We start from the raw sequence: 16160 nt of genomic DNA on the forward strand, positions 1-16160 counted from the left end.
AAACGCATTCTCAAACTTGCCGTTAGAATCGAAAAACGACCCTGGATGGAGGGATTACTGAAATTAGTCCGTGATGTGGGAATGCCGTTATCTCTTAAAACTTAATTCCTACTGCAAAATCCGGGTTAAACAAATCTAATCGGTTCTGCTTTCGGAGTCAAAAACAATGTTGTTTTGCAATACATGCTATGTGTGAGAAACTATGGAGCAGGCTGCCAGATTCAAGGCAATCCATTGTTATTGCCGGTGTATGCATTCAATTTTCCGGCAGGAAGTAATGTTGCCGGATATGGAAATGATATGCTGCATGTAATTGTTTGTGAAAAGGCCGCAACCTATTCAGGTAAAGGAAACCGGCAGGTTTTCCGGTTGATAGTTCTTCACTTTCCTTTTTCTTTCTTCCACCGACGGATCAATCATCGTTTCTGTCTCCACGGGTCTTACATATCCGGGAAATAATGAAAACAATCCTTTGTTGGAATTATAAAGCTGTCCCTGCGGATCCGGTTTTACATCCCTGCTGATCAGTTCCTCATCAAAATAAAGTCCTGCAGCTTTTGCTTTCTGTATCATCCAGTCCAAAGTAATATCTGAAAGGCCTTCATCTGCATAGCCGCCGCCCACATTGGAATGTACACCGGCAAACCAGCGTTGCTCCAGCACTTGCTGAATGTTCAACTCTTTTACTTTGGCGCTTTGTTGCCACAAGGTGGGTTTAAAAGTGCTGCGCCGTTCATCCAGTGCCAGCGCCTGGTAGGCATAGTCAACCGTACTGCTGAGCGTAGTATCATGAAACTGAAACTTCCTCAGGTTGCGCATCTGAAACCAGCGGAGCGGCAATCCCAATGAACCTACCGTATCCCATACGCCGATAAACTTGATATGTGGCATGGGAAGAAAGCTGTTGGATGTCTTAAACTTCACGGCAGCAGGGTCATCAGGCCCCACTGCATGATTACGGTATAAAGCATATGCATCGGCAATTAGATCAAGGTCGTTTTTGCGGATGATGCCTGCCTTGCGGATCAGTCCTGCCAGGCTGCGTGCCGTATAGGCTCCCCTGCTGAATCCAAACACAAAAATCTCATCGCCCGCTTCATAGTTCCAGCAGATAAATTTGTACACGTCCTGGATATTCGTGTCAATGCCTTTGCCTGTTGCTCCGCTGATAGACCGGGCAAAAAAATTCCCTTCCGCGCCAATCCCTGCATCATAGTATCGAAGCTGAGCTACACCGTTATCATCACGTTGCAACACATAGTCAAAGAGCTTCTGCACATTGGTACGTATCTTTTTTCCCTTCACCGTGGCATTGGGCCTGTTCCAGGTGCCGTCACTGCATGTTACAATTCTCTTCATCAGCAATCGAAGTTGTTTTTCAGTAGCAACCATCCCGGTTTTCACGGATTCATCAATCAACAGCTCTTTCAACCGGTTGCGGGTAAAATACAATGGCCATCATACAATTTGGTAAACCTGTGTGATGTATTCGCGACTGGCCGTTGCAGATTGCCGGTCGTTTCATGCCGGCATCTCCACCATCAGGAGAAGCGTTCTATTCAATTCCCGTCATTGCGAAGAGAAGCTTGCAATAGCGGATTACTTGCGCATTCCATGCTACATAAAAAACATGAAGCACAAGCTATAGCCCGGCACTATTCAAATCTTCAGCAAGGCGCTCATTTTTTTAAACAGGGCGATACGTTCCTCCAGGCCGTTAACACCACCGTTAATTTTGCGGGTAATTGCTTCATTGGGCTTGCAGGTGTAATCGTACCATTTTTTCACTTTGTCAAATCTCCGGATGGTTACATTCTGATCCGGAGGCAGGCAAAGCCGATTCAGGTCTTTTGAAGCCCAGTATATCATGGCGGAGAGCGTCGCCCATTTCGGTATGCTCAGCAGCCCGGGGTTTTTTACGGCACCATCGCCTTTAAACAAAGCGGCTTCCGCCGGCGTCAGGAAATCCAGTTTCAGCAAGGCCTCATTGGCGAGATGATGATTGGTGCGGCCGGTGGTTTGCAAAGCGCCATGTCCTTTAAACTTTACGCCATCACCTTTATAAAGATTCCCCAGATCTTTGCGGCCTTCATATTTCTCACCACTGGCATATTCTTCAAAAGCATTAAACTGATCGCATTCATGACCTACCTGTGAAAAAAAATAAGCAACCTCCAGCGGTGCATCAATGCCGAAGTAATCAGCAAAGTTGTTGTAGCATTCAACAAAGCCATTCAGGTTCTCCATTTTTTTAACCTTGCCGATTTTGGGATTTACTTTTGGAAATACCGTCTGCACAGCGGCGGGATCTAACTGTATTTTTGCTATGTATGAAGTCGTCATCAGCTTAAATTTTATCGTTTGTTCAAATATAATTGTTTTTGGCATCCTGCCTGCCTGTTATTAAACCGGAGTGCGGCAAGCGCTAATAAGCAGCCGTTCCTGATACTTCCATAATAAAGAATGCCCGCCCGTAAGATGGTATTACGTTAGGGCATGGTATCCTTTGCTGCAATGAACGACGATCCTATTTCTCTTCGTCCTTTTTGGAAGTAAAAATGCCAGACAGTTTTTCCTTTACATCTGCCATGATGCCTTCCGTTTTTTCACGTACCTCCTCCATCACAACTTCTGCCTTGTCGCGCAATTCACCGGCCATGGAATTCATTTTCGTCTTCATGCCTTCTGTCAGTGTTCCGCCATTCACCAGGTTATCAATCTGGTCTTTAAAGGTGTCAGGTAAACGATCTTTTACATAAGCAGAAACCGTTTCAATGGATTTCCGGGCCTGCTCTTCGGTGATGCCGGCGGCAGTGGTTACTTTTTTAATCAGCTCATCCATAATGTTTTTTTTAACGAAGTTAAAATTAGTGTATTGTAACCTTATTATTGATGACATGCTAAAATTCATCTACGCTGTGATTGGTGCAGCAATGCAATATTTGCTTACCCTGCTTGTCAGCATTTAAGGCTGAAACATTAACTACCGGACTTATCTTATTACTGCATAGATCGCATGGAATGAGTAACACCTGATGCTGTTCAAAACCGGATTCTTCTCCTTTCATACGGGGCATATCGGTTAAAGAAGACATTGAAGCCTACACCGGCAGCCACCCTGATCTCATCAAGATGAAAGCTTTCCGGTGATTCAGGAAAATAGGTGCCATGTACATAGCCTATGCTCCCATAAATATGCAGGTTATTGAAAAGGTAATATGCGAGTCCGCCGTTTATGGCAATGATCGGTTCCACGCCGGTCTCTACAGGAATAGCGGTATTGCCTGATGATAATCCCGGAAAGGCAAGGCCGGGCTGCAGCGACAGGTATGTATCCCATCGTTTATATGGAAAGTGATAAGCGGCACCAATGAGTATGCTGCTGTTTTTCTGCAATTGTCCTTCAAAATTATAGTCAGGCATAAACAGGAAACCATCAATTTTTACAGATACTCTGCGCTCCATAAAATATTCCACGCTGCCATTAAGATAGATATCCTGCACCGGATGGCTGACGAATATACCGCCTGCACCGCCTACACCGCAGGAGAACATGTCGCGTTGTATAAAGGACTTCTTCTTCTTCCCTTGTGCAGCAATGCACAATGGCAAAAAAAGCAGCCATAGCACAATTACCACTGAATTTTTTTCCATAGATCGAGCATCTTGTAATTCATGCTGATGGTGATCATGAATTGACCATCCACACCATTGGCACCTGTAGTGTATGTCGTTTGATCTCCTGAGCTTATCGTTTCAATCTTCGGACCGAAGTGCATCATATATGAGGTACTCACGGTAATATCGGATCGCCACGAAACATTGATGTGCATGCCCATTCCCGCATGTGCCGCGAAATTCCAGCGGCTGGCAGCATTGCTCTTATCAATTGTTTCATGCACTTGTTCAAAGTCCGCGTCGGGCCCGGCAAAAAATATCGGTTGCACCCTGCGCAGTTTATGCTGCGTACAAAGAATGAAGGAACCGCCGATGTGCGCATTGCCTTTAATGGCATTGTCGCCGTACCTGCCTTTCAGGTATTCGCCGTAAAATTCAGTGTTGTAATGATAACCCAGCTGCACCCTGCTGCTCAGCCCAAATCCCTGCGAACCGTTCAATCCGTCAGGACTGCCGGCAAAGGCAAACGGAACGCGCACGCCTAATGAAAAAATGCCGCCATTGGTATATTTTACTTTCAAAGGTTTTTGCGCAGCCGCCTGAAATGGCAGCCACAGCAATAAAAGCAGCAGCGCCGCAATCTGCGATGCAAAGGATGTATGATGATGGATCTTCAAAGTAATTTCAACTTCACGAAAACTAACAAAAAGAAATGGAATGCGAAAAATGCCGGATACCGCATGCACACCGGTATCCTTATGGTAAGCTGGTTGTATGAACCATAATAATTTTTCAGTCATGCAGCCGGTTGGAGAAGGCCGGCTCTTTACTTTCAAGTGTATTTTAGCTTTCTTTGAGCAACTGCAATCTGATATTTTCACTGTTGAATGCGCCTGGCATGGTAAAGTTTGGAAATCTGATTTTTCACAACCGTAACTTTTTGTTTCCGGTTTTCTACGTCATGCTCTTTATCCCATCGCCGCCGCTATTCCATAACTATGTTACCGCCAGTATTACGGGCCTGCTCATTGCCATGGCGGGAGAAGGTTTGCGCGGGCTGACCATCGGACTCGTTTACATCATTCGCGCTGGCAGGCAACGGCGTATCTATGCAGAAGGATTATTTACCTCCGGATTGTATGCGCATTGCCGTAACCCATTGTACATTGGCAATATCATGATTTTGCTGGGACTTGGTGTGGTTGCCAACTCGCTGCTTTTCCTCCTGATCTTTGTCCCGCTCTTTACTTTTCTTTACCAGTCAATCGTGCTGGCGGAAGAAGATTTCCTAATGGGGAAATTCGGGGAGGCCTATACAGCGTACTGTAAGAGCGCCAACCGCTGGTTTCCGAAAATGCAAGGCCTGCTGACCACAATCACCGAAATGGATTTTAAGTGGAAAAGGGTCTTTATTGAAGAATACAATTCAACCTACATCTGGCTGACAGGAGCTGTTTTACTGATCATGAAAAATTATTTTCAGCAGGAAGGCAGTGATGCCTTTGCAGGAAGCCTGCCGTATTTCATTGCTGTACTGTTGTTATTGCTGCTGTGTTATTTGCTGATCCGTTATCTTAAAAAGTCAGGAACCTGGAAGGGAGATTAGAAGCGATCTCAAAATAACTGGAGTCATCCTGGATATGATTCAGGATCACTTCAATTCATTGACAGATGCGGAAATAAATCCGGCATGACCGCATTGATTGCCTGTTTTGAGACAACTTCTGACACAGTGACACATTCCGGTGAAACAGTATTCAACATCCGGCCTGTTGCATGGCATACGAGGTCCACTGCCATGCTAAAGTTTGACAAGCCTGTGACGCCTGTCATTTACATTAGTTCCGCTTCCACCCGTTACCTTTGCGCCGTTCAAAAAAACTACCCATGAAAAATTTCTGGTACCTGCTCTTATTGACTGCTGTTTTTGGAGGGATCAACGGATGCGGTAATCCTGCCGGCCAATCGGCCGGTAATGCGGATTCGGCTTCCGTGCAAAAATTTGATTCAACAAAGGCCGTACTGTTCCCTGGTGAAAGCCATTTGAAAAATGTGCGGCAACTGACGTTTGGCGGTGATAATGCGGAAGCATACTGGAGTTTTGATGGCAAGCATATCGTGTTTCAGCGAACCGATCATCAGCAGGTTATGTGCGATCAGATATTTGTGGGGAGCCTGCCTGCAGACAGCACACAAAAATTTGATTTCAGCATGATCAGCAGTGGGAAGGGCCGAACTACCTGCAGCTATTTTTTGCCGGGCGATTCACTGGTGTTGTATGCTTCTACACATTTTACGCAGGATACCTGTCCGCCGGTGCCCGACCGCGGGAAGATTAAAAAATACGTATGGCCGTTGTATAAATCTTTTGAGATCTGTATTGCAGGGTTGGATGGTAAGATCAGGAAACAGCTCACGAGCAATAAATTTTATGATGCGGAAGCCACCATTTCACCATTGGGCGACAGGATCATCTTTACTTCCACCCGTGACGGTGACCTCGATTTGTATACCATGAACCTGGACGGAAGCGGTGTAAAGCGTATCACGAAGGAACTTGGCTATGATGGTGGCGCATGGTTTTCACCGGATGGAAAAAAGATTGTATGGCGTGCATCAAGGCCATTAACAGCAGATGAAATCAGTGAATATAAAGACCTGCTGAAGCAAGACATGGTGGCCCCGACAAAAATGGAAGTGTTCACTGCCGATGCTGATGGCAGCAACGTACATCAGGTTACCAGCATGCCGGGTGCCAACTGGGCGCCGGTGTTTACGCCGGATGGCAAGCGAATATTGTTCGCATCCAACTATGAGTATCCGCGCGGATTTCCTTTTAACCTGTATCTCATCAACCTCGATGGAAGCGGGTTGGAAAAAGTGACCCATTCAAATATGTTTGATGCCTTCGCCATGTTCTCGCCTGATGGAAAGAAGCTTGTTTTCTGCTCGAACAGAAATAATGGAGGCACACATGATACGAATGTGTTTGTTGCAGATTGGGTGGAGTAGCCGTGTCATGAATGCCATCGTGCATCACGCCGGGATTAACGGTCTTTAAATTCCGGCTTCCTTTTTTCCATGAAGGCAAGCATGCCTTCTTTCTGATCTGCCGAAGCAAAGCAGAGATAGAAATTTTTCCTTTCCAGCAACAGGCCTTCATCCAAAGTGGTGTTGAATGCCTGCAGCACGGCATCTTTAGCAAGCTGTAAAGCAATGGTCGAATGTTCGGCCACCAGCCTTGCCATTTTGAAAGCTTCCTGCAGGAATAATTCAACAGGCACCACCTTATTGATCAATCCGGCGCGCAGCGCTTCATCTGCCGTCAGCGAACGGCCCGTGAGTATAAGTTCCATGGCCAGCGCCTTGCCGGCAACCCTCGTAAGTCTTTGTGTGCCACCGGCGCCCGGCATCACACCGAGTTTTATTTCCGGTTGTCCGATCATGGTGGTTTCGCTGGCAACAATCATGTCACAGTGCATCATCAGTTCACAGCCACCGCCCAGCGCGAAACCGGAAACTGCGGCAATAAGCGGCTTTCTTGTTTTCTTCACCTGCTCCCAGGTACTGAACTGGTCAAGTTTGAAAAGTTCTATGGCAGAAGCAGTGGCCATCTCTTTGATGTCGGCACCGGCGGCAAAGGCACGCTCATTGCCGGTGATGATGATGACACGAACATCGTCATCTTCATCCAGCTGCTGCAGAGCTTCTTTCAGTTCGGTCATCAGCTTTCTGTTCAAAGCATTCAGTTCTTTAGGCCTGTTGAGGCGGATCAGGGCAATGTGCTTTTCCTCCTGCGGTTGTACGACGATGAATTCAAATGACATATCAGTTGTAATGGATTACATGGTGAGCAAAGCAATGCCCGCGCCCAGCAGGATTGCGGCAATTTTTTTGCGCCCGAACAGATGTTGCCCGGATTCAGATTCAAAAAGTATGGTGGTGGAGACATGGAGGAAGGAACCTACGGCCATGGCCACCACAATTGAAAAGGCATGTGCATCAACGGTGCTGAACTGATTGGAGAGCAAGACGGCAGCCGGTGCCACGAGTGAAAATAAACCAACAAAGATCATCACGCTGATCTTCTTAAAATTGGAAAACAGGAGTACCGAAGCCAGAGCGAAGCCTTCCGGTATCTTATGGATGGCGATGCCATATAGTAAGGAGTGATGTTCCTGATCCAGCATCTGATGATTAGACAGCGGAATGCCATCCAGCAGCGAATGTATTGTTAAGCCAACCACCAAGGCAAGCAGGTAAGTGTTGTTTTCAAGGTGTTCATGAAAGTGGCCGTGTTCTATGCCATGGGTAAGTTGCTCCAGGAAGATCTGGATAAAAAATCCGGCAAGCACATAGGCACCGGCATATTCATTATTGGCAAATACAACGGGAAACAGGTGAATGAGGGTGATGCTGAATAAAAACGCGCCACTGAAGCTTAATACCAGTTTATATTGCTCCCTGCTGTTTTTACGGAGCAACAGTGCAGCGCTGCCGCCAATCAGTGGCGCCGCGATCAGTATGATGAAACCGGTGATGTTCATTTTTGAAAAGCGTGTGGCTGATGACCTCCCAGTATTCTTTTACAAATTATTCCTGTGGTTGTACCTGTTGCAATGCCAATCAAAGCCCCGCCAAGTATATCAAACGGATAGTGCAACCCTACATAGACCTGTGCGAAACACACAAGGGCTGCCCAGGCAATGGCAGCGGCCGTAATCCACTTAAAGCGGTCGTGCAGCAGCACTATAAGGAAACAGGCAATCCCGAAATGATTGGCAGCATGTGAGGAAACAAAGCTGAAACCACTTCCGCAACCAACCAACAGATGCACCTGAGAAGTAATCGAAGGATCATTGCATGGACGCAGCCGGTGAACAAGTGGTTTAATCACACTGCTGCTCAACTGGTCCGTCAGCACTACGGTAATGGCGGCTGACAAAAGTGGCACCCATGACTTTTTTTTGAATCGCCGGAGAAAGTAAAACACCAGTAAAACATACAATGGGATCCAGAAATTTTTATCACGTACAAAGGGCATGATAAAATCAAAAAACGGGTTTTGAAGCTGCCCGTTGATCAGGAAAAAAAACTGCCGGTCAAATTGAAGGATAGAATCCAATAGGTGGTTTTTATGCTGTTGAAAGCAATCAGGTTTTCTCAGCGACAATGATCATCCGATCGGAGAGAGGTTCTTCAAACGGATGCAGCTGATAGTCGCCATACACTGAGGTGATCTTCAAACCGTTTTGCCTGAACAACCGCTCAAAATCCGCATAGCGGAGCGATTGCACGCGTTCCTCAAATTCGAAAGATCTGCCAAGGTCCTGGAAGTAGATTCGTTTCAGCACCATGTTATCCTGAATTTTTTTTTCTACCAGGAAGAGGATGCCTTCCCGCTGGATATACTCATGTGGTACCAGCTGCTGCGATATTTTGGCAGCATTAAAAAAATCGATTACCAGTTTGCCGCCTTTTTTCATGGCCATGCTCATGGAGTGTATGGCTTTCAGATTTTCCTTTTCCGTTTCAAAATAACCAAAGCTGGTAAAGAGGTTAAAAACAACATCGAAATAGTTGATGTAAAACGGGTTGCGCATATCATGCAGGAAGAAAGAGAGGTTCGGTCTTTCATAGTGTACAGCATGGCCAATATTTTTCCACGAAAGATCGATACCCGTTACTTCCATTCCCTTTTCCGCCAGGTACACGGCATGCCTGCCTTTCCCGCAGGCCACATCCAGTGCCCTTGCTCCGGGTGAAAGGTGCATAGCCAATAACAGTTTATCCATAAAATGCTCTGCTTCGGCTTCATCCCTGTGCTGATACAGAACGTGATAATAAGGCGAATCGAACCATGTTTCAAACCATTCTTTATGCTTCATCTGCTGTATTTGCTAAGTAGTAAAGGTAGTTGAAATGAATTTACTGCCCTGCTGAAAATGGCAGAATTATTAGCGGTGGATGGATGAACCGCAGTTGTACAAACCAGCAACATGGCAGGCATTCTTCCGTGGCATTTGCATAAAATGCCATGTCCTGTTACTGTAGATTTTGGTTATTTTTGCGCCCTTCCTGAGCCCTTCACTTCAGGCAGGAAGTCAAGAGGTTTGACACTCATTAAATCCATTTCAGGTATCAGGGGAACGATCGGTGGCAGCACCGGCGATAACCTTACGCCTGCTGATATTGTAAAATTTACAGCGGCCTTTAGCATGCTGCTGCAAAGCCGTTCAAAAAACAGGCGGGTTGTTATCGGGCGCGATGCGCGTCCATCGGGCGAAATGGTGTCGGCCCTGGTTGCATCTACCCTTAATGCTATGGGATTGGACGTGACTGACCTTGGACTGTCCACCACACCAACGGTGGAGATGGCAGTGGTGCAGGAGAAGGCTGCGGGAGGAATCATCATCACTGCCAGTCATAACACGGTGGAATGGAATGCGCTAAAGCTCCTGAACAGCAAAGGCGAATTTATTTCCGCTGATGACGGAAAAAAGCTGCTGCTGCTGGCCGAATCGGCGGGCTTCCGCTTTGCACCGGTCCATCAGCTTGGCACCTACCGGCAAGACAACAGCTACCTCGAAAAGCACATTAAAAAAATATTGTCGCTTAAGCGGGTAAACGTAAAAGCAATACGCGCCAGGAAATACCGCATTGTGGTGGATGCGGTGAACAGCAGCGGTGGTATTGCCATACCGGCATTGCTGAAGGCGCTGGGAGTAAAGGAAGTCATTACAATGCACTGTGAGCCTACGGGAAATTTTGCCCACAATCCTGAGCCCTTGCCTGTAAATCTGAAGGACTTATCGCGTAAAGTAATTAGCAGCAAGGCTGATCTTGGCATTGCCGTGGATCCTGATGTAGATCGCCTGGCACTGGTAAGTGAAGATGGCAACATGTTCGGCGAAGAATACACACTCGTTGCCGTTGCGGATTATGTGCTGAAACATAAAAAGGGAAATACGGTTTCCAATCTCTCTTCCACCAGGGCTTTGCGCGACATTACCGAAATGGCCGGCGGCAGGTACAGCGCGGCGGCGGTCGGTGAAGTGAACGTAGTGGAGAAGATGAAAGCGGTAAAAGCAGTCATCGGCGGAGAGGGGAATGGCGGAATCATTTACCCTGCGCTGCATTATGGCCGCGACGCATTGGCAGGCGTAGCCCTCTTTCTTTCTCACCTGGCCACATCCGGAAAGAAATCATCAGCACTCAGGGCTTCTTACCCGGATTATGTAATATCGAAGAACAAGATTCAGCTTACGCCGGGCGTAAAAATCGATAAGCTCTTCAAACGGATGCAAAGAAAGTATGCGCGTGAGCAACTGAATACCGAGGACGGGTTGAAAATAGAATTCAAAAACAACAGCTGGGTTCATTTACGCCGTTCCAATACAGAACCTATCATTCGAATTTATGCCGAAGCAAAATGGTTGTACGAAGCAGATGCGCTGGCAGAAAGGATGATAGATGATATCCGGGCCATGCTGGAACAAAGAAGGTAGGATAATAGCTTCCCAATATACTCACACCATAACCGTTACAATCAGATGAGAATTTATTTCGACAATGCCGCCACCACAGAGATGGACCGCGAGGTGATCAATGCCATGCTGCCGTTTATGGAATCCCATTACGGCAATCCTTCCGCCATTCATTTCTTCGGACGTGAAACACGTGCCGCCATCGAAAAGGCACGAAAGACCGTTGCGAAATGCCTGCATGCGACACCATCGGAGATATTTTTTACTTCCGGCGGAACAGAATCCAACAACATGGCGATCAGGTGTGGTGTGCAGGCGTATGGAATCAGGCATATCATCACATCGCCGATTGAACATCATTGCGTGATGCATACCACCGAAGCACTGGCAAAAGAAGGGCTGGTGCAGTTACACTATGTAAAAGTGGATGAAAAAGGGCGGTTCGATCTCCTTCACCTCGAAGAGCTGCTGCATACCATTAACGAAAGATGCCTGGTATCGCTCATGCATGCCAACAATGAGATCGGCACCATGATGGATATTGAAGAAACAGGCGCCATCTGTAAAAAGTATAATGCAATATTTCATTGTGATACGGTGCAAACGGTGGCGCATTTTCCATTTGACCTGGAGAAGACGCCGGTTCATTTTATTGCCGGCGCGGCGCATAAGTTTCACGGCCCTAAAGGCACCGGATTTCTATACATCCACCATTCCATCAAAATCCCACCATTCATTCACGGTGGTGCACAGGAAAGGAATATGCGGGCAGGCACCGAAAATGTTTATGGCATAGTCGGGCTTGCAAAAGCAATGGAAATGGGTTACGAACACCTGGAGGAATCGAGCACCTACATCAGCGAGATAAGAAATTATATGAAAGATACGCTCAGGAGCAATTTTCCAGGCATCCTGTTTAATGGCGATGTGGATGGCAGTAGTCTCTATACCGTTTTAAACGCTTCCTTCCCCCTGAATAATAAGTCGCAGCTGCTGCTGTTCAACCTGGATATGGCCGGTGTCTGTGCATCGAGCGGCAGTGCCTGCAGTTCGGGCAGCAACCAAAACTCACATGTGCTGGAAGCGATACATGCCGATATCAACAGGGTGGCTATCCGGTTTTCATTTTCAAAAAACAACCGGAAAGAGGAAGTGGATTTTGTGATGGCGAAGCTGAAAGAACTGGCGGAAGAACCGGCAGCAGTGTAAATGGCTGTTGCTTTTTTTAAAGTTCATTCAGGAACTGAAGTGTATCAATATGATCAGCATAGTCCCACAACTCCGGTGCTTGTGTCTTTCCGAATCCAACATAACCTTCTCCCGCAATACACTGTATCGCTGCTTCCTCCTGCAGTAGTTTTTCCCGGAGCGCAGCTTCATCCGCATACCGTTCGTAATGTAAAGTGGCTACCTGAGAAACAATGCGCGCGTCTTCCCGCAGAATAACAAAATCATTATGGAAATGCGGTTGCCGGTTCATCAGCAGCAAGGTTAAATTGTAATCGAAGTTGTTTTTGTATTTATGATGATCAATCACCGAACGAAACGGTTCCAGCGATTCGAATAAGCGGTCGAATGAATATTCCGCAGGTACCAACAGCTTGGATACGTTTCTGCATCCGAGTCCGAAATAGGAAAAGATATCGATACCCAGTTGCTGCAGGGAGACGCTTGTTTCATGGCCTGTAATCACTGCCACTGATCCGCGGTTTTTGCGGATGATGTGCGGGTATTTCGACAGGTAGTAATTGAAGTAGCGAGACGAATTGTTTGAACCGGTGGCTATAGCGGCATCCATTCCTGTCAGCAAATCGCTAATCACCATCGCGGAACGCCAGTAGTCATCTGCTTCATAAAGCCTTTCCAGCAACCATGGCAGCAGGATATTATCTTTTGAAGAAAGTTTAACAAGGGCCTTGTGACCGGAAATCATCACGCAGAGCAAATCATGAAACCCTACCAGCGGAATATTGCCTGCCATGATCAGCCCCACGGTTTTTGGATGCCTGTGTTCTCTGATCTTATATGCGGAGATCCATTGTTCCAGTTTTTCCTCCTGTAAAAACTGTTCGCTGATGTTGGTGAGCATGCGGAATATATTTTCAGGAGTAAACCACCTGTTATGCTCATATGCTTTGGCTGCAATATCCTGCACGGCCGGTGACTCCGGATGAAGCTTGCCGGCGAGCTGTATAAGTGATTCTTTTCGTTGTGCTAAATTCATTTTTGTTTTTTCCTGTTATACAGGCATTGGGTCGTGTGGCGAATCCCAAAACAACGCCTGGGTAAAATATTTTAAGAAACAAACCTGCTTGAATAACTGGTTTCTTTTTTAATTTTGACCATTGCAAAACTAAGAACTATGGCTATTCGAATCACAGAGGAATGTATTAACTGCGGAGCTTGCGAACCGGAGTGTCCCAACAATGCGATTTATGAAGGCGGCGCCGAATGGGCTGTTGCCGATGGAACAACCGTGAAGGGAAGTGTTACCTTGCTTGATGGCACTGTAGTGGATGCTGATCAGCGTTTTCCGCCGATTGCCGACGATGTATATTACATTGTTCCCAATAAATGTACTGAATGTGAAGGATTTCATGAGGAACCGCAATGCGCGGCAGTATGCCCCGTCGATTGCTGTGTTCCGGATCCGGATCATGTGGAAACCAAGGAACAACTCCTGGAAAAGAAAGCGAAGATGCATATCTGAGCCGTGCACGAATCTTTGAAAGCCCCGGTAGCGCTGCTTCAGGGGCTTTTTATTTTTTAGTCATTCCGTATTGCAATGCATCCGGAACGTTGAAGTGAAAAGCTTGTTCCACTGCAGGAACATTTGAACAGTGTATCTATTCAGCCGATAGCAATGCCCGCCGTACATCAGCCGTATGCTTCGTTTCAGATAAAAGATTTCCGGCTGTATCTGTCTGCCCGCATGTTTCTGACGATGGCGCTGCAGATGCAGGCAGTGATTGTAGGCTGGCAGGTTTATTCTTTTACCAATGATCCGCTTTCCTTAGGATTGATCGGTCTTGCTGAAGCAATACCTTATATTACTGCATCGCTGTTTGGCGGGCATGTTGCTGATACCGTTACAAGAAAAAAACTGATCATTGTTTTTTCTGTGCTGCTGCTGCTTTGTTCGGCATGCCTGTTTTTCTTCACGTTGCCATGCAGCCCTTTTCTTGAAAGGTATCAGACGCTGCCTGTCTATATCATAATTTTTCTGATTGGCATCGGCAGGGGTTTTCTTGCGCCGGCCATCACTGCTTTCTTTGCGCAAATCGTACCCCGTAATCTTTTTGCCAATGGCATAACCTGGATCTCCAACACCTGGCAGGTTGCTGCTATTAGCGGGCCGGCCATTGGCGGATTAATTTATGGTTTTGTCGGCATCAGCTGGGCTTACGGAACACTGTGTGTTTTTCTTTTGCTGTATGTCTTGCTCATGTTATTCATCCCATCAAGGCCTTTGCCGGAAAGCGGCGGCAAGGAACCGCTGATGCAAGGGCTAACAGCCGGAATCAGGTTCGTTTTTAAAAATCCGGTTGTGCTGAGTACGTTGTCGCTTGATCTTTTTGCCGTTCTATTCGGCGGAGCCATAGCCATGTTGCCCGTATTCGCGGCAGATGTGTTGCTGGTAGGGCCGGAAGGATTGGGTGTGATGCGGGCGGCTCCGTTCGTTGGTTCTGTGCTTACCGGATTATTTATTGCACATCGTCCTCCTATGAAGAAAGCCGGCATAAACCTGCTGACGGCTGTTGCCGGATTTGGCGTGGCGACTATTTGCTTTGCGCTGTCTACGGACTTTTATGTCTCCCTCTTCCTGCTGATGCTCACCGGCGCGTTTGATAACGTGAGCGTGATCATCCGCGGAACTATTCTGCAACTGATGACACCGGACCATATGCGGGGCCGTGTTTCAGCAGTAAATAATGTGTTTGTTGGTTCATCGAATGAGATCGGCGCTTTTGAGTCGGGTGTAGCAGCAAAACTGCTTGGCCTCGTTCCATCCGTGATTTTTGGCGGATCTATGACGGTTCTGATTGTTATTCTTACGGCCTTTTTGTCGCCCGCCATCCTGAAACTGAATATGCAAAAGGTTCAGGAGTTGAAGCATGAATTGCAGTGAATCAGGCCTTGTCCCGGCATGTATTTCAATTCCACAGCCACCTTTTAACAGACGCTATTAACAGCAGGGCAGCAAACACCGGAGCACCCTTCTGCTTCGTCTTCCGGTACTGTTTGCAGAAAAGGAAAGTTGTGCTATCTTTGCCGTCCATTTTTAAACTTATCAACATGTCGAAAGTTTGTGAAGTAACCGGAAAGAAATCGATGAGCGGCCATAAAGTGTCGCATTCCAACATCAAATCAAACCGCCGTTTCATGCCGAATCTGCAGAAGAAACGGTTTTTCATACCGGAAGAAAACCGCTGGATTGAGCTTAAGATCTCTACAAGTGCTATTCGCACGATTAACAAAAAAGGGATTTCGGCTGTGTTGAAAGAGATGAAAGAAAAGGGTGTTGCTGTATAAAAGCATCGGAATTATTTGCAGCATTCAACAACAGGAATCAATTATTTTAAAGAATCAAGCATAACAAGCAACAATGGCAAAGAAAGAAAGCAGGGTGCAGGTAATTCTCGAATGCACAGAGCATAAGACCAGCGGCATGGCGGGAACATCCCGTTACATCACCACCAAAAACAAAAAAAATACACCGAACCGTATTGAATTGAAGAAATATAATCCCATTCTGAAGAAGTATACCGTTCATAAAGAAATTAAATAAACACAGTCATGGCAAAAGATGCAGGTAAAGTATCCAAAAACGCAAAAGTGGTAAAAGATGCCGCGCAATCAGCAGCATCCAAAGCCTTTGTTCGTGTGATCGTTTCTGAACGCTCCGATAAAACAGGCGCTTATGTTTTTAAAGAGAAAATGATCCATAAAGACAAAGTGAAGGAGTTCCTGGCCAACGGTCAATAATCCCTTCTGTAATGCACAACGGAAAGCTTCTCTCATTCGGGAGGGGCTTTTTTTGTTTGAGATAAGAAA

19 protein-coding genes are annotated in these 16160 nt (G+C 46.6%); 9 read left to right on the forward strand and 10 right to left on the reverse strand.

Annotated features, from left to right (window positions below):
* Nucleotides 1-339: 339 nt before the first annotated feature.
* The 5 genes from K1X61_16050 to K1X61_16070 all read right to left on the reverse strand — a co-directional run bounded on the left by K1X61_16050 (nucleotide 340) and on the right by K1X61_16070 (nucleotide 4418).
* A complete protein-coding gene (locus tag K1X61_16050; protein MBX7110164.1) occupies nucleotides 340-1359 on the reverse strand; it encodes a DUF2235 domain-containing protein in 1020 nt (339 codons plus the stop codon).
* Nucleotides 1360-1659: 300 nt separating this feature from the next.
* Complete coding sequence (locus K1X61_16055; GenBank protein MBX7110165.1) at nucleotides 1660-2343, reverse strand: hypothetical protein; 684 nt, start codon at nucleotides 2341-2343, stop codon at nucleotides 1660-1662.
* A gap of 184 nt (nucleotides 2344-2527) precedes the next feature.
* Entirely contained in the window at nucleotides 2528-2899 is a 372-nt protein-coding gene (locus tag K1X61_16060; protein ID MBX7110166.1) for a hypothetical protein, read from the reverse strand.
* A 143-nt stretch (nucleotides 2900-3042) separates the two neighbouring features.
* On the reverse strand, nucleotides 3043-3654 hold the full coding sequence (locus tag K1X61_16065; GenBank protein ID MBX7110167.1) for a hypothetical protein: 612 nt from the start codon (nucleotides 3652-3654) through the stop codon (nucleotides 3043-3045).
* Nucleotides 3633-4418 (reverse strand): hypothetical protein, encoded by a 786-nt coding sequence (locus K1X61_16070; GenBank protein ID MBX7110168.1) that lies wholly within the window; start codon nucleotides 4416-4418, stop codon nucleotides 3633-3635. Before K1X61_16070 ends, K1X61_16065 begins: the two co-directional genes overlap by 22 nt.
* Before the next feature lie 98 nt (nucleotides 4419-4516).
* Between K1X61_16070 and K1X61_16075 the strand changes: the two genes are divergently transcribed.
* Nucleotides 4517-5224, forward strand: coding sequence for an isoprenylcysteine carboxylmethyltransferase family protein (locus K1X61_16075; protein ID MBX7110169.1), 708 nt, complete (start codon nucleotides 4517-4519; stop codon nucleotides 5222-5224).
* A 281-nt stretch (nucleotides 5225-5505) separates the two neighbouring features.
* A complete protein-coding gene (locus K1X61_16080) occupies nucleotides 5506-6630 on the forward strand; it encodes a hypothetical protein (protein MBX7110170.1) in 1125 nt (374 codons plus the stop codon).
* Between the two features lie 35 nt (nucleotides 6631-6665).
* Here the strand turns inward: K1X61_16080 and K1X61_16085 are convergent, their stop codons facing one another.
* The 4 genes from K1X61_16085 to K1X61_16100 are packed head-to-tail and all read right to left on the reverse strand — an operon-like array spanning nucleotide 6666 to nucleotide 9506.
* Entirely contained in the window at nucleotides 6666-7445 is a 780-nt protein-coding gene (locus K1X61_16085) for an enoyl-CoA hydratase/isomerase family protein (GenBank protein MBX7110171.1), read from the reverse strand.
* Between the two features lie 15 nt (nucleotides 7446-7460).
* Entirely contained in the window at nucleotides 7461-8165 is a 705-nt protein-coding gene (locus K1X61_16090; protein ID MBX7110172.1) for a ZIP family metal transporter, read from the reverse strand.
* On the reverse strand, nucleotides 8162-8743 hold the full coding sequence (locus tag K1X61_16095) for a phosphatase PAP2 family protein (GenBank protein ID MBX7110173.1): 582 nt from the start codon (nucleotides 8741-8743) through the stop codon (nucleotides 8162-8164). Before K1X61_16095 ends, K1X61_16090 begins: the two co-directional genes overlap by 4 nt.
* Before the next feature lie 28 nt (nucleotides 8744-8771).
* A complete protein-coding gene (locus tag K1X61_16100) occupies nucleotides 8772-9506 on the reverse strand; it encodes a class I SAM-dependent methyltransferase (GenBank protein MBX7110174.1) in 735 nt (244 codons plus the stop codon).
* 225 nt (nucleotides 9507-9731) lie between these two features.
* On the opposite strand from K1X61_16100, the gene glmM reads away from it, so the two are divergent.
* Nucleotides 9732-11126 carry a phosphoglucosamine mutase gene (glmM, locus tag K1X61_16105; GenBank protein ID MBX7110175.1) on the forward strand — a complete coding sequence of 465 codons (1395 nt, stop codon included), beginning with the start codon at nucleotides 9732-9734 and terminating at the stop codon, nucleotides 11124-11126.
* Nucleotides 11127-11171: 45 nt separating this feature from the next.
* Nucleotides 11172-12314 carry a cysteine desulfurase gene (locus K1X61_16110; GenBank protein ID MBX7110176.1) on the forward strand — a complete coding sequence of 381 codons (1143 nt, stop codon included), beginning with the start codon at nucleotides 11172-11174 and terminating at the stop codon, nucleotides 12312-12314.
* Nucleotides 12315-12330: 16 nt separating this feature from the next.
* Here the strand turns inward: K1X61_16110 and K1X61_16115 are convergent, their stop codons facing one another.
* On the reverse strand, nucleotides 12331-13329 hold the full coding sequence (locus K1X61_16115; protein MBX7110177.1) for an acyl-CoA reductase: 999 nt from the start codon (nucleotides 13327-13329) through the stop codon (nucleotides 12331-12333).
* 138 nt (nucleotides 13330-13467) lie between these two features.
* Between K1X61_16115 and K1X61_16120 the strand changes: the two genes are divergently transcribed.
* The 5 genes from K1X61_16120 (at nucleotide 13468) to K1X61_16140 (ending at nucleotide 16091) form a co-directional block, all read left to right on the forward strand.
* Complete coding sequence (locus K1X61_16120) at nucleotides 13468-13815, forward strand: 4Fe-4S dicluster domain-containing protein (GenBank protein MBX7110178.1); 348 nt, start codon at nucleotides 13468-13470, stop codon at nucleotides 13813-13815.
* Between the two features lie 153 nt (nucleotides 13816-13968).
* The gene (locus tag K1X61_16125) at nucleotides 13969-15234 is read left to right on the forward strand and encodes an MFS transporter (GenBank protein ID MBX7110179.1); all 1266 of its coding nucleotides are present in this window, start codon (nucleotides 13969-13971) and stop codon (nucleotides 15232-15234) included.
* Between the two features lie 167 nt (nucleotides 15235-15401).
* Entirely contained in the window at nucleotides 15402-15638 is a 237-nt protein-coding gene (gene rpmB / locus K1X61_16130) for a 50S ribosomal protein L28 (GenBank protein ID MBX7110180.1), read from the forward strand.
* Between the two features lie 73 nt (nucleotides 15639-15711).
* A complete protein-coding gene (gene rpmG, locus K1X61_16135) occupies nucleotides 15712-15894 on the forward strand; it encodes a 50S ribosomal protein L33 (protein ID MBX7110181.1) in 183 nt (60 codons plus the stop codon).
* Nucleotides 15895-15902: 8 nt separating this feature from the next.
* Nucleotides 15903-16091 carry a DUF4295 domain-containing protein gene (locus tag K1X61_16140; GenBank protein ID MBX7110182.1) on the forward strand — a complete coding sequence of 63 codons (189 nt, stop codon included), beginning with the start codon at nucleotides 15903-15905 and terminating at the stop codon, nucleotides 16089-16091.
* The last annotated feature ends 69 nt before the right edge of the window (nucleotides 16092-16160 follow it).

Source organism: Chitinophagales bacterium, assembly GCA_019694975.1.
In the GTDB taxonomy this organism is placed as follows: Bacteria; Bacteroidota; Bacteroidia; order Chitinophagales; family UBA10324; genus JACCZZ01.

Excerpts from the sequence above, each read along its gene's own strand:
- K1X61_16050 (MBX7110164.1), bottom strand. The coding sequence starts at position 1,359 with ATGAAGAGAATTGTAACATGCAGTGACGGCACCTGGAACAGGCCCAAT.
- K1X61_16055 (MBX7110165.1), bottom strand. The coding sequence starts at position 2,343 with ATGACGACTTCATACATAGCAAAAATACAGTTAGATCCCGCCGCTGTG.
- K1X61_16060 (MBX7110166.1), bottom strand. The coding sequence starts at position 2,899 with ATGTCATCAATAATAAGGTTACAATACACTAATTTTAACTTCGTTAAA.
- K1X61_16065 (MBX7110167.1), bottom strand. The coding sequence starts at position 3,654 with ATGGAAAAAAATTCAGTGGTAATTGTGCTATGGCTGCTTTTTTTGCCA.
- K1X61_16070 (MBX7110168.1), bottom strand. The coding sequence starts at position 4,418 with ATGACTGAAAAATTATTATGGTTCATACAACCAGCTTACCATAAGGAT.
- K1X61_16075 (MBX7110169.1), top strand. The coding sequence starts at position 4,517 with ATGGTAAAGTTTGGAAATCTGATTTTTCACAACCGTAACTTTTTGTTT.
- K1X61_16080 (MBX7110170.1), top strand. The coding sequence starts at position 5,506 with ATGAAAAATTTCTGGTACCTGCTCTTATTGACTGCTGTTTTTGGAGGG.
- K1X61_16085 (MBX7110171.1), bottom strand. The coding sequence starts at position 7,445 with ATGTCATTTGAATTCATCGTCGTACAACCGCAGGAGGAAAAGCACATT.
- K1X61_16090 (MBX7110172.1), bottom strand. The coding sequence starts at position 8,165 with ATGAACATCACCGGTTTCATCATACTGATCGCGGCGCCACTGATTGGC.
- K1X61_16100 (MBX7110174.1), bottom strand. The coding sequence starts at position 9,506 with ATGAAGCATAAAGAATGGTTTGAAACATGGTTCGATTCGCCTTATTAT.
- K1X61_16110 (MBX7110176.1), top strand. The coding sequence starts at position 11,172 with ATGAGAATTTATTTCGACAATGCCGCCACCACAGAGATGGACCGCGAG.
- K1X61_16115 (MBX7110177.1), bottom strand. The coding sequence starts at position 13,329 with ATGAATTTAGCACAACGAAAAGAATCACTTATACAGCTCGCCGGCAAG.
- K1X61_16120 (MBX7110178.1), top strand. The coding sequence starts at position 13,468 with ATGGCTATTCGAATCACAGAGGAATGTATTAACTGCGGAGCTTGCGAA.
- K1X61_16125 (MBX7110179.1), top strand. The coding sequence starts at position 13,969 with ATGCCCGCCGTACATCAGCCGTATGCTTCGTTTCAGATAAAAGATTTC.
- rpmB (MBX7110180.1), top strand. The coding sequence starts at position 15,402 with ATGTCGAAAGTTTGTGAAGTAACCGGAAAGAAATCGATGAGCGGCCAT.
- rpmG (MBX7110181.1), top strand. The coding sequence starts at position 15,712 with ATGGCAAAGAAAGAAAGCAGGGTGCAGGTAATTCTCGAATGCACAGAG.
- K1X61_16140 (MBX7110182.1), top strand. The coding sequence starts at position 15,903 with ATGGCAAAAGATGCAGGTAAAGTATCCAAAAACGCAAAAGTGGTAAAA.